11 protein-coding genes are annotated in these 12,228 nt (G+C 45.7%); 1 reads left to right on the top strand and 10 read right to left on the bottom strand.

What is annotated here, in order from left to right; all coding sequences use genetic code 11:
• Positions 1–13: 13 nt before the first annotated feature.
• The 4 genes from H3L97_RS06475 to H3L97_RS06460 form a co-directional block, all read right to left on the bottom strand.
• Complete coding sequence (locus H3L97_RS06475; RefSeq protein WP_097113570.1) at positions 14–577, bottom strand: YceI family protein; 564 nt, start codon at positions 575–577, stop codon at positions 14–16.
• Positions 578–1,067: 490 nt separating this feature from the next.
• Positions 1,068–1,856, bottom strand: coding sequence for a sulfite exporter TauE/SafE family protein (locus H3L97_RS06470; protein WP_097113571.1), 789 nt, complete (start codon positions 1,854–1,856; stop codon positions 1,068–1,070).
• 11 nt (positions 1,857–1,867) lie between these two features.
• Positions 1,868–2,074 (bottom strand): hypothetical protein, encoded by a 207-nt coding sequence (locus H3L97_RS06465; protein WP_179655773.1) that lies wholly within the window; start codon positions 2,072–2,074, stop codon positions 1,868–1,870.
• Positions 2,047–3,180 (bottom strand): vWA domain-containing protein, encoded by a 1,134-nt coding sequence (locus H3L97_RS06460; protein ID WP_097113572.1) that lies wholly within the window; start codon positions 3,178–3,180, stop codon positions 2,047–2,049. The genes H3L97_RS06465 and H3L97_RS06460 overlap by 28 nt, the downstream gene beginning before the upstream one ends.
• 350 nt (positions 3,181–3,530) lie before the next feature.
• Between H3L97_RS06460 and H3L97_RS06455 the strand changes: the two genes are divergently transcribed.
• Complete coding sequence (locus H3L97_RS06455) at positions 3,531–4,592, top strand: hypothetical protein (RefSeq protein WP_097113573.1); 1,062 nt, start codon at positions 3,531–3,533, stop codon at positions 4,590–4,592.
• Positions 4,593–4,804: 212 nt separating this feature from the next.
• Here H3L97_RS06455 and H3L97_RS06450 read toward each other — a convergent pair whose 3' ends face one another.
• The 6 genes from H3L97_RS06450 to H3L97_RS06425 all read right to left on the bottom strand — a co-directional run bounded on the left by H3L97_RS06450 (position 4,805) and on the right by H3L97_RS06425 (position 12,147).
• Positions 4,805–7,066, bottom strand: a complete 2,262-nt coding sequence (locus H3L97_RS06450) for a DUF5682 family protein (protein WP_097113574.1) — start codon at positions 7,064–7,066, stop codon at positions 4,805–4,807.
• Positions 7,067–7,119: 53 nt separating this feature from the next.
• On the bottom strand, positions 7,120–8,199 hold the full coding sequence (locus H3L97_RS06445) for an ATP-binding protein (protein WP_097113575.1): 1,080 nt from the start codon (positions 8,197–8,199) through the stop codon (positions 7,120–7,122).
• A 111-nt stretch (positions 8,200–8,310) separates the two neighbouring features.
• Positions 8,311–8,679: a hypothetical protein gene (locus tag H3L97_RS06440; protein WP_143269094.1), complete on the bottom strand. Its 369-nt coding sequence runs from the start codon at positions 8,677–8,679 to the stop codon at positions 8,311–8,313.
• 73 nt (positions 8,680–8,752) lie between these two features.
• The gene (locus H3L97_RS06435) at positions 8,753–10,168 is read right to left on the bottom strand and encodes a DUF5691 domain-containing protein (protein ID WP_097113577.1); all 1,416 of its coding nucleotides are present in this window, start codon (positions 10,166–10,168) and stop codon (positions 8,753–8,755) included.
• A gap of 176 nt (positions 10,169–10,344) precedes the next feature.
• Positions 10,345–10,812 carry a hypothetical protein gene (locus H3L97_RS06430; RefSeq protein ID WP_097113578.1) on the bottom strand — a complete coding sequence of 156 codons (468 nt, stop codon included), beginning with the start codon at positions 10,810–10,812 and terminating at the stop codon, positions 10,345–10,347.
• Between the two features lie 24 nt (positions 10,813–10,836).
• The gene (locus H3L97_RS06425) at positions 10,837–12,147 is read right to left on the bottom strand and encodes an SWIM zinc finger family protein (protein ID WP_097113579.1); all 1,311 of its coding nucleotides are present in this window, start codon (positions 12,145–12,147) and stop codon (positions 10,837–10,839) included.
• Positions 12,148–12,228 lie beyond the last annotated feature (81 nt).

Raw genomic sequence — 12,228 nt, 5'->3', positions numbered from 1 at the left:
TCAATTTTTGGGATTATTGTTTTGCCGCTTCAATTTGAATGGTCAAATCCACGTTTTTGCTCATGCCCACATCAACCAAATAATTCATGCCCCATTTGGTGCGGTCAATCGTGGTTTTGAAGTCGCCGCCACACACTTCGGTTTTCAGCATGGGGCTTGGGTAGCAGTTGAATTTGCTTGCTTTTAAAGTAACGGGGTGGGTTTTGCCCAACAGGGTCAAATTGCCTTCTACGGCTTTGACTTTGCTGCCTGAAAATTTGAATTTGGTGGATTCAAATTTCATTTCGGGGAATTTTTCAGCGTGGAACAAATCGGCAGATTTCAAATGCTCGGTAAAGTGGCTTGAACCCGTTTGCAAATTGGCAAGGGGCAAGGTTAAGCTGATTGCGCCTGTGCGTTTGGCGGCATCAAATTGCATGGTGCCGTTTAAATCGTAAAAGCCGCCCACATTGGTGCTGGTGGCAAAATGGTCAATCGCAAAACGGGCGTTGGTGTGATGGGCATCAATTTTGTATTCTGCTGCGCTTGCGCTGGCGGCTGCCAAGGCGATTAAGCTGCTGAATAAAATGCGTTTCATGGTCATTATCCTTAATGTGGGTGGTGAAATGGTGTGATTGTAGCAAAATGCGGCTGCCACATCATTATCTTAATCAGAAAAACTGTTTTCCATATCAAGAAAAATGGCTTTCAGGCTGAAACCTTTGCAAAACTCGGTTCGTAGGGGCAAATTTCACATCTGTCCTGTTTAGACTTGCAGATAAGTAACTGTCAATTTGCCAACAAACCTGCCCTCTCTCCCTATGGGAGAGAGTTGGAGAGAGGGCTTGTTGAGCAGCATACCCTCTCCCCAGCCCTCTCCCACAGGGAGAGGGAGCAAAGTGACTTAAATTGATTAATCACTTTTATCCCGAAATCGCGTTATCAATTATGAAATCTGCCCCTACGAATTGAGTTTTGCAAAGGTTTCAGGCTGCCTGAAACATTGCTTTAACACGAAACCGTTGGACATTCATTTATTTGGCTTACTACTTTTTTAAAAAGTAAGTCGCCGAAGGCAAAATCCATTTTTATGAATTCGTAAAAAAGGCTGCCTGAAACGCGCTGTGGGCAATTTTCAACGACAAAATCAATAAAATAAAATAAATCAATTTTTTAAAGAAAACCTGCCCCAATTTATCGCGGCATTTCGCGCCCACATACACAAAAAATACCGACACCACAGTCAGCCACACCATGATTTGTGTGGCATTGGCATCAAAATGGGCAAAATGTTTTTGCAAAAGCAGCAGTTGCACCACTTTGCCAACCAAATAGCACAAATTGCTCACTTTGGCGATTTCGTGCTTGTTTTGCGTGTGGGCAAACAAATACATCAACACCAATGGCGACATGGCATTGCTCGCCCCACCTGCCACGCCCGACACAAAACCGAAAAAAAGCATTGAACCACCGTGAGTAGGAATGGCAAGCGGTTTAACCCAATGATTTAATTGGGCATAGCCATGTATGGCATAATAAAAGGTCAGCAATGCCATCATCGCATAAACGTATTGCGCGGGCAGCCACAACAGCAACCACACCCCCACCGCGCTGCCCACGGCACTCATCACAATCAATCGCCAATATTGCCGACAATAAGCCCACAATTCTTGCCACAAATGCGGTGTTTTGCCTGCCAACAAAACCATGATGTTCATGACCAAACTGGGCAAAATCATCATCGCAATCGCCTGCGGCAAGGGCATGATGAACGACAAAGACGTGGTACCCACCATGGGAAAACCCATGCCTGTGATGCCATGCAGCGTAGCCGCCACCGCAAAAATCAGTACTTGTGTGATGTAGATGCTGTCCATGAGCGGTCTCCTTATTCAGGGCGATTGGGTGCGCCCCATGGGTGTTTGTAGCGGTTGTAGGCAAACAAGTATTGCTGCGGAAAACGTTTGGTCCAATGTGCCACGTTGTCGTTCATCAAACGCGCATCGTGGCTTTTTTCCCCATTCAGGCTGCCTGAAAGCCCCAAAACCTTTTCAGGCTGCCTGAAACCTATTTCTTCACATTCTCCGACACCCACAAACTCAAATCTTGCTTATTCAACGCCGCCGCCATCAAATCGGGGAATTTATCAGGCGTACACGCAAACGCTGGCACGCCCAAAGTCGCCAAAAATTCCGCATTGCGTTGGTCGTAAAATGGCGCACCATCATCATTTAACGCCAGCAAAACAATCAGTTGTACGCCCGAATTGACCAAATCCACCATACGTTTACGCATGGCGCGTTCATCGCCGCCTTCATACAAATCGGTTACCAAAACCAAAGTCGTGTCATTTGGGCGTGTGATTTGCGTTTGGCAATAATTCAGGGCGCGATTGATGTCCGTGCCGCCGCCCAGTTGCACGCCAAACAGCAAATCCACAGGGTCGTCCATTTCGTCCATCAAATCCACCACCGCTGTGTCAAACACCACCATGCGCGTGTTCAGAGACGGCAAACTCGCCAGCACAGAGCCAAAAATCCCCGAATAAATCACGGAAGTCCCCATAGAACCGCTTTGGTCTAGGCACAAAATCATGTCGCGCACGGCTTTGCGTTTTTTGCCGTAACCAATGCGCGTTTCGGGAATAATCGTTTGATAATCAGGCTGATAGTTTTTCAGATTTTTGCATATGGTGCTGTGCCAGTCAATTTCTTTGAAACGCGGATTGCGCGTGCGCGTGGCGCGATTGAGTGCGCCTTGAATGGCTTGTTGGGTGGGCGATGACCATTTTTTCAGCAATGCTTCAACCACTTTGCGCACAACTTGACGTGCCAATTCCTTATTTTTTTCGGGAATGACGCGGCTTAAACTCATCAAAGTCGCCACCAAATGCACATCGGGCGTGATGTTGGCGAGCATTTCTTTTTCGGTTAATAATGAATGCAAATTCAAGCGATTAACCGCGTCTTTTTGCATGACTTGCACCACAGATTGTGGGAAAAATTCACGAATATCGCCCAGCCACGCGCTGACTTTCGGGGCGGACGCGCCCAAACCACCACGCCGATTTTCGCTGGGGTCGTAGAGTGCGGACAGGGCGTTGTCCATGCGGATTTGTTCGGCGGACAGGTTTGCGCCACAACTTTCGGCGGCGGGTTCGCCCAGAATTAATCGCCAACGGGTTGGGTGTGGGGTATTCATGTTTTTTCCTTTTATTTCAATGCGTGAAATGATTTTTTATTTTTCAGGCAGCCTGAAAGGGAATGGCAATGAAAAACAATAAATCAGAAATATCACAAAATGCGTGGGTGCAAGCACCCACCCTACGCTTGCTGAAACCAATCCTGCTTTGCGCGTATTTTGTGAAAGTAGATATAATACAGAATTGACAAGTTTAGAAAAAGCGATTTTAGGGCATCTTGAAAAAGCAAAACAAAAGTAGCAAGCGAACAACTGTATTTTAATCTCATCGTGTTAAAATACAGTTGTTGCATTTTTCAGGCAGCCTGAAAATCCATTAAAATCCCTTTTCTACATTCAGGAACAAAATAATGAGCAGCAACGGCATTTACGTTTGGGACACCAAACACGGCATTCCACAAAATCACAGCGAAGCCAATAAAATTTTAGACCAATTAAGCGGCTACAAAGAAAGCGCCCCCAATCCCAATATGGCGGCATTTGGCGCAAAAATGGCAGAATTTGTGCGCCAAGCATGGCAGTTTTACGAAGGCGATGACGGATTAAGCATGTGCTTGGACATTGCCGAATACACCGCTACAACACACAAAGCGAAATATTCCTTTGAATTTCCACCCAAACAATACCCAGACAGTTTCAGTTGCGCGATTATTCGTGCGGCTTGCGAAAACAATTTGGCGGTGCTGCATGGCGATTTTGAATGCGTCTTTTTGCCAGACGGCACGGCATTTGATGCGAATAATCAACCGTTTCACTGGCATGATATGGTTGAAGAAAACGAGCAAATTTGGCAAACGCATATTCAAGAATTGATTGCCAAGCAAGATAAGCCGCAAATTCCAGCCAGTGAAGCGAAAAGAAATAGTTTGACATCTAAAATCATTAAAAAACGACTTGGGGAAAAATTTAAAGAATTATTGGAAAAATATGGTGTGAGTTCAAAACAGAGTGTAGATTACTTTATCATTAGGACAGAATTATTTTCTGAATTTTATATTTGTACTCTCACTGAAAAAGATAAATATGACCAAGAATTGTATTTTAAGTTTACGATTGATTTTAATGTAAGAGAAAAATATGTCAATCAATTAGCCACTTTTATACCTAAAGTAACTTGCTCTAATTTAGTGAATTTTTATGGTTTATCTAACGCCAATCTCATTAATCCCAATATTAAGATTAGCGAATATGAAAATGGCTATAAACATTTACGTTGGCGAGTTCGTGAATATGATGAATGGGTGAAATTAATAGAAGCCGCAGCAGATATGGTCATGTATTACTTACCTCATATTGGTACGGTGGAAGATTTTGTGAAATTCATACAAGCCCACAATGCAGGGAAAACCAATTTTGCAGAATTAACCATGCCTGAAACCGACCCAAATTTGCGGAAATTATTTGCATGGTAAATGATTAGGGTTTAGTAAGCGTAGCGTGTAGGTTGGGTTAAAAACCCAACCTATTTTGTTTTCAGGCAGCCATACCCGTTTGGCACAAGCCTTTAAACTCAATTCAGTTTTCGTAGGGTGCGCCGTGCGCACCAATTTTCCCAAAAAAATCAATATTATGGCAAATTCGGTGCGCACGGCGCACCCTACATATTTGCCGTCCGCTAGGACTTTCAGGCAGCCTGCAACAACATTCGCACCGTTTCCGCCGCTTTTTCGCGCAATGTTTCATTGAACGCGCCATGATTTTGTGTGGGCGTTTTCAGGCTGCCTGAAACCGTTTCCGTGCCATTTTGCGCCGCTTTTTCGCCCAACTGTCGCCGTTCGCCAAACTCAAAACTGCTGAACGTCCGTCTCAACAAGGGCAACAATTCCGTAAACACTTCGTCCGACAAACCGCGCAACCAATCGTCTATCATTTGCCATAAATCATTGTTAATCAACAAAATCGTTCCCGATTGATACAAAAAGCCTTCCAACCAATGCGCCGCGTGTTCATACGATTGCGCCGTAGAAAGCGATAGGCTGAATGTTTGCGACATGGTTTCTTCGCTAATACCTTGTTTGTCAAACAAAATCCGCGCGGCATTGCCCGACAACAAAGCGTGGACGTTTTCCGCAGCCATTTGTTTTTTCAGGAAAGTTTGCCACAATGCCGTTAAATCTTCATCGTTGAGCAAACCCATGGCGTAATCCGCCGCCCGAATGCGCGTAAACAGCGATTGTGCTGTGTCCGTGTCAATATTCAGGCAGCCTTGCACGCCACCCGCCGCCAGTCGCGCCAACAAAGTCGCCAATACGCCTTGCAAAGGCGCAGCGTCAAAATCGCGTACGCTGCCATAGCGCACAATGTCCACCAATTCAGGCAGGGCGTGCAAATTGTCGGCTAAATCGTGGCTGTCGGCAGACGCATTGGCGATTTGCGTGGCAATTTCATTCAATAATTCAGGCACATCGGCTGGCAAACACAAACGCAATAAATTCGCCAATTCGCGTAATTGCTTGAAATCAGCCATTTTTTGGCGCACATAATTGGCGACCGCTTTTTCCAGCGTGTTGCCGTGTACGGCGCGTTCGGTCAGTTGAATGTGGTGTTCGGGCTGATACGCCATGCGCCATGTTTCTTTGAACGTGCCTGTGCTGTTGCTGTGGACGTGTTCCGCCCAATGAATATCCAGCAAAATCATTCGGTTAATCAAAATACTGCGTTGCAAATCAAGCGGTTTGCGTAAATCCAATTCTAGGGTTTTGTGTTCGGCAGTTTCAGGCAGCCTGCATTTTTTGCGTTGCGCGGCAACATCGGCAATCAGGGGCAGTTGTGGCGTATCGTCTGGAACGCTGCCAATCTCCGCGCCAATTAACCATTTATTTTTAATTAAATCAATGATGAGCGTTTCGCCCATGCCAATAATCGCGCCAATCGCGTCCACAAAATCCGCCAAATTCGGGCGACTTTGACCGCGCAAGGCAGCAGTCGCGTTCGCCAAACGCACGGTTTCAATGACGTGAGCAGCCGACACGTCAAAACCTTTTTCGCGCAAGGCGGCAGCCGCACGACCAACCCACAACACGCCGTCATCGTCAGGATAACGCCACAAATGCGCATACCAAGCGGGCGCGTGTATGCCTGCGCCATAGCCGCTTGCGAAAGTTAAGCGATTGTTTGTCCAAGGAATAAAGGTGCAAGCGACTTTGCATTTGGGCAAATTTTTAAGTAAGGCGGTGTCGTCTTTGGCGGCGACTTTGGCGGTCAGCGCGGGAACGTGCCACGCGCCACACACGACTGCGATGTTTTGCGCGTCTTTTTCGGCTTGGCGCAACATTTTTCGCATATAGGCTTCGCGTAAGGCATTGTTTGGGCTGGTGGTTTCATGTTCACGCAAGGCGGACACGGCAATTTGGACGGCAGCGAAAATGTCTTGACCGTCTTGGCGTTGTTCCACAAATTGTTCCCAAAAAACTTCGCCATCTGGCAAGCCAACAATTTGGGCTAAATGGTCAAATGGGTCTTGATAAATTTTTGTTTCATTTAAATTTTCATCTGAATGTTCATCTGAATGTTCATCTGAATTTTCATTGTTTTCGCCATTTTCGTTTTTCAGGCAGCCTGAATATTCGTCCGCCAAACTGTGTTGCAAAGGCAAATCAAAAAAACGCACTTCAATATGGTTTTTCGCTGCAAATTGAAGGGTTTGCCATTCTGGCGAATATTCGGCAAAAGGGTAATAAATCGCATTTTGTGGCGCGTCTGGGCGATACGCCAACAGTGCAACAGGCGGTTTCATGTCTGCGTGCGCCGCCAAAGGCAACAACGATTGGGCTTCAGGTGGGGCTTCCAGCAAAATCAAATCGGGCTGTTGGGCGTTGAGCGCATTGAGCAGGTGGCGTGTTGAGCCTGCGCCATGATGTCGGATACCGTAGAATTGGGTGGGCATGGTTTTTTCTTTTCAATAAAATGAATGAGCGGATTGTTCAGGCTACCTGAAATTCACAACATATCCCGCGCTGCACGATACAAGTCTTTCCAATCATCACGTTGTTTGACAACGGTTTCCAAATATTCTTGCCACACGATTTTGTCTTGCACGGGGTCTTTCACGACCGCGCCCAAAATCCCTGCGATTAAATCATTGGCGTTCAAATTGCCATCGCCAAAATAAGCACTTAACGCCATGCCATTGTTCACCACCGAAATCGCTTCGGCTGTGGATAAAGTGCCTGTGGGCGATTTCAATTTCGTTTTGTTGTCGCTGGTTACGCCTGCACGCAATTCGCGGAAAATCGTTACAATGCGGTTGATTTCCGCCAATGCTGGGGCTTCGGCAGGCAATTTCATTGCCGTTTGGAAACTTGCCACGCGGCTGCGGACAATTTCCGTTTCTTCCGCCAAAGTCGCGGGCAAAGGCAAAATCACCGTGTTAAAACGCCGTTTCAATGCGCTGGACAATTCGTTCACGCCCTTGTCGCGGTTGTTGGCGGTGGCGATGACGTTGAAACCGCGCACCGCTTGAATTTCGCTGTTCAATTCGGGTACGGGCAAGGTTTTTTCTGACAAAATCGTAATCAGCGTGTCTTGCACGTCCGAGCCGATGCGCGTTAATTCTTCAATTCGCGCGATTTTGCCTTCACGCATGGCGCGCATCACGGGTGTTTCCACCAACGCGCTTTGGCTGGGACCTTTGGCGAGCAATTCCGCGTAATTCCAACCGTAGCGAATGGCTTCTTCGCCCGTGCCAGCCGTGCCTTGCACCACATAAGTGGAATTGCCCGACACCGCCGCCGCGATGTGTTCGCTGACCCAGCTTTTTGCCGTGCCAGGAAGACCATAGAGTAACAAAGCGCGGTCGGTGGCGAGCGTGGCAACGGCAATTTCCATTAAACGGCGATTGCCGATGTATTTCGGTTTGATTTCAAAGCCATTTTTCAATTTGCCGCCCATTAAATACGTTACAACGGATTGGGGCGAAAGTTGCCAATTTTCAGGAATGGGGTGGCTTTCCTGTTGTTTTAATTCGTGTAATTCTTCGGCAAACTGATGTTCAGCATGTTGGCGTAGGATTTCGGACATTTTGCGGTTTCCTTGTTTTTGGGGTTAATATTTTTTAGCTACGCTGAACTTCGTTTCAGGCAGCCTGAAAATGTAGGGTGCGTACCACGCACCGATTGTACAAAATTTCAATTACCAATGACTAAAATCATAATAATCAGGAAAAATGATATTTTGTTTAATTAATTGATTTTTCAATTCTAACCATTCCGTTTCAGCATTATTTTTATCATAAGCACAATATAAATTCACTCTGGCAAAATCAAAAATATCGTATATCAACTTTTCCATTTCATCAGATAAGGGCTGATAACCTGCCTCAATATGCGCGTTTTGACACGCCTCTTCCCATAAATCCAAAGATTTAATTTCAAGATACAAAGGCATAAGTGCAATCGTTGCCAAAAATATGTGTTGATGACCATATTCTTTGGGAATTTTCTTTGCCGTATTATTCGCAATCACTTTGATGAATTGACAAAAGTACATAATATTTTCCAATTAAATTTCAATGATTTGGTGCGTGATGTGCACCCTACGATTTTAATTCAACAAATTGATACACGACAACTTTTCAGGCAGCCTGCAAAGCCATTTCAAACGCCACACGTTGCTCAAATTGTTCACAAAGCTGTTGATAATGCTCGCGTTTCCAATCTGGAAAATCATCTCGTTGAATATATTGGGCAATTTGCTGCATTTTCTGCGCGACTTCGGGCGTATTCGCCAAACTTGCCGCCAAACGCTCTGGCTCTTGCGAATAAGACTGCGTCATTTCCATCATTCTTTTCACATTAAACAAAACAAATGCCGAAAATGGCGGACTAAACGCGGCAATATTTTCCCCATTGCGCCAAAAATTCGGATATTCAATCATCAAATCAACACCATATTGCTCAAAAATGCGCTCACGATAATCATCAGGCAAATTCAAAAAATGTTGAACCAAATGGCTGGGAATGTGTTTTTTATTGGCAAATACCTTGCCCGAAGCATTGGAAATTCTATTAGAAACAATCTCATAAGTAAAATCCACATGGTCAATCATGCCAATCCAATCATAATCATGCAAAGCCATAGGCAGATGATTTGCCAAAACCTTAACCGCTTGATTTTCATCACAATCCAAAAACACGCACCACATCGGCAAAGACATTCGTTCAATCAGTTGGCGCAATTGGTAATAGCTGTCGCTTTCGCGTTTGTTGGGGCTTAATTCGTCTATGCCAGCCGCTTTCATTTCGGGCGTGAACGGCTGTTCGGTTTGCACCCATTTATTTGATTGAAAAGACAATCTTTCACGCAAAAAACGGATATTTTGTTGCGCGATTTCGCTTTCAGGCAGCCTGAAAAGCCATTTTCGCGCCACATCTTTCACATTTTGACTGCGGTCTTTCAAAGCGGCATTGAGAAAATCCAAATCGTTTGCCGACAAATTTTCTGCAAATAATTCAATGTAATCCGTGCGTTGATTGGCGGGCGCGGTTTTCCAAATTTGGGATAATTGTTCGCGCATTTCATGGGGATTGCGTTGGCGCAAATTCGCCAAATACGCGGTGCGTTGTGCGTGCGGCAATAAAGTCCAATCGTTTTCTTCTGTATTTTCAATGGTTTGATTAGACTGAATTTGCGCGTTCAGCCATTTGCCAAATTCACCCAAAATGATTTCATCGGGAAAAGTCTTTTCAGGGATTTGCGGCAACAATTTTTCAGGCAGCCTGAAACCGCGTTCCGCCATTTTTTTCATTGCAAATTCAATCAAATAATCGTGTTTTTGCGCCAACCAAATCGCCAAAATCCGCGCCGCCGCGTCTGGCAAAACGGGCGTGGGGTCGTGCGGTGCGGTCGCTACGCGCTGAAAAGTCGCGCCAAGCGGCATGGGCAACGCGCCCGCGATGTGTTGCGCGTGTTGCAAAGCCGATTGCGCGAAAAAATCGGGCATGGGCTGTTTGGCGGTTCCCAATAAGGCGGTATTCAGTAGGTTTTTCATGGGGTTATCCTTTCAATGTAGGGTGCGTACCACGCACCGAATTGCCCAATTTTTTTGATGATTTGGGTGCGCTTTTCAGGCAGTCTGAAAAGTTTCGTAGGGTGCGTATCACGCACCGAATTTTCACAATATTTAATTATTTCAGTCAATTGGTGCGCATGGCGCACCCTACGCGACTACGCTTGATTTTCATCATTCATAAATATATGCTCAAAACTATCTAAATTTTCATCAAAAATAATTTGAGCATTCAAAAAATAAATATCTTCGCCATTTGGTGAATAAATTGGTGAACTCATATTATCATTACTCAAATTTAAGAAATAACGAAAGCTAATTTTATTCAATAAAAAAGGGCTATTTATTTTTAAAATATTAGGTTCAATGCCATTTTTATTTAAAAAATATTCATAATCTTTTATCATATAACAACTTTTTACATGTCCATCAGCAAATGAAATGTGCATTTTAGGATTGGCAAAATGTTCATCTAAAAATTGCCAAAGTTTTCTATAATCATTTAAAACTTCACTAGAGATAACATCATCATGAACCATAAATGGAATACACTCCCAGTCTATTTTAATATCAAGTTCATCAGTCAAACCAAATTGTTTTTTCAACCATATCCACAAGTTTTTCATAATTAAAATCCTAAATTTAAAAAATCATCCAACCACAATATTCAGGCTGCCAGCCCCATTCTGCACCGCCAACAATCGCGTTTCGCCAAACTCAAAATCGCGCAACACAAACGCCATAAAATCCGCGCCAGCCGTGTGCGCCAACACGCGGCGCAGTTGCGTTTCCGACAATTCAAGCGGCAACATGCTTGCGCCATCGCTCAACGCCCACGCTTCGCCATCGCGCCACAAATTCACTTGCGCCAACGCCATCGGCTGAACCGTCAAAAACGGATTGTCGGCAAACGCGCTGTGTGCCATTTCCCACGCTTGGGCGATGTTCAGGCTGCCTGAAATGGGCGGCGCGGTGTCCAAAAGTTCCCAAGTTTTTGATAATGCGCGTTTTTGTTGCACGCCATCGTAAAAACACAATTCGCCTGCATAAGTGCCGCCTTGCAACACACTGGGCACAGTGGCTGGCGCACCTTGTATCGTAAAATCAAGCAGATAGGCAAATTGTCCCGTCCCCAAACCGCAGAGCCAATGGGTGTGGCTTTCACCGCGTTCCAGCGTGTGATGGGTGGTGCCGATGTGTTGCCAAATATCCATAACAGGGGTGTTTGCCAACACGGTTTCTTTGGCGATGGGGAAACCGAGTCGCGCCAAAATTTCGGCTTGCCAATTTTGGGGTAATTGATTGATATTTTGGAAACTTTGTTCCAGTAAACTCAATTTGGTTAATCGGTGCAACAACACATCTTGCCGTTCAGACGGTGTGTCCGCCAATTGTGCAACCGCGCCAGACAAGGCGGGCATTTGCGCGTCTATCATGCGTTTGGCGAGTTCGCGGCAACGCTCTTGTGCTTCGTTTTTCCACGAAATCAAGCCATTACGCAACATATCGTCCAGCCACAAACGCAAATCTGCCAAGCCGTCTGTGGCTTTTTGCAAGCGGGCGTTTTGGCGTTTTTGTTGGGCGACTGGGTCGGGGACGGTTTCGGCTTTGGCGGCTTTTTTGACGGCATTTTGGGCGCGTTTGTCCAACCATTCGGCAAGCCAATCTGGGGGCGTGTCGTTTTGGAATTGTGCGCCGTGTTGTGCGTGCATAAACAGTAGGGCAAGTGCATGTTTACACGGAAATTTTCGGCTAGGACAAGAGCATTTGAACGCGGGTTCGCTCATGTCAATGGCGGTTTGGTAGGGATTTTTGCCACTGCCTTGACACAAGCCCCATAGGGCGCGGTCGTTGTGGGCGAGCAGCGTCCATTTTGATGTGCTGACAAGGTTTTTGGCGGCTTTCACGGAGCCTTCGTCTGGGGCGAGTGCCGTGATTTGTTCGGGGGTTAGGGCTTGCATGGCGTTTCTCTTTGTTTGAAATGGCGTGTTGGGGATTGTAATATCTTGATTTTGATTGGACAAGCGTGTTTCAGGCTGCCT

Source organism: Alysiella filiformis (assembly GCF_014054525.1).
Lineage (GTDB): Bacteria > Pseudomonadota > Gammaproteobacteria > Burkholderiales > Neisseriaceae > Simonsiella > Simonsiella filiformis.
The sequence above is the reverse complement of the archived record's forward strand: the minus strand, read 5'-3'. Positions and strand labels throughout refer to the sequence as shown.

What these genes read in the sequence shown, in the direction of transcription:
- H3L97_RS06475 (WP_097113570.1), bottom strand. Translation starts at nt 577, where the DNA reads ATGAAACGCATTTTATTCAGCAGCTTAATCGCCTTGGCAGCCGCCAGC.
- H3L97_RS06470 (WP_097113571.1), bottom strand. Translation starts at nt 1,856, where the DNA reads ATGGACAGCATCTACATCACACAAGTACTGATTTTTGCGGTGGCGGCT.
- H3L97_RS06460 (WP_097113572.1), bottom strand. Translation starts at nt 3,180, where the DNA reads ATGAATACCCCACACCCAACCCGTTGGCGATTAATTCTGGGCGAACCC.
- H3L97_RS06455 (WP_097113573.1), top strand. Translation starts at nt 3,531, where the DNA reads ATGAGCAGCAACGGCATTTACGTTTGGGACACCAAACACGGCATTCCA.
- H3L97_RS06450 (WP_097113574.1), bottom strand. Translation starts at nt 7,066, where the DNA reads ATGCCCACCCAATTCTACGGTATCCGACATCATGGCGCAGGCTCAACA.
- H3L97_RS06445 (WP_097113575.1), bottom strand. Translation starts at nt 8,199, where the DNA reads ATGTCCGAAATCCTACGCCAACATGCTGAACATCAGTTTGCCGAAGAA.
- H3L97_RS06435 (WP_097113577.1), bottom strand. Translation starts at nt 10,168, where the DNA reads ATGAAAAACCTACTGAATACCGCCTTATTGGGAACCGCCAAACAGCCC.
- H3L97_RS06430 (WP_097113578.1), bottom strand. Translation starts at nt 10,812, where the DNA reads ATGAAAAACTTGTGGATATGGTTGAAAAAACAATTTGGTTTGACTGAT.
- H3L97_RS06425 (WP_097113579.1), bottom strand. Translation starts at nt 12,147, where the DNA reads ATGCAAGCCCTAACCCCCGAACAAATCACGGCACTCGCCCCAGACGAA.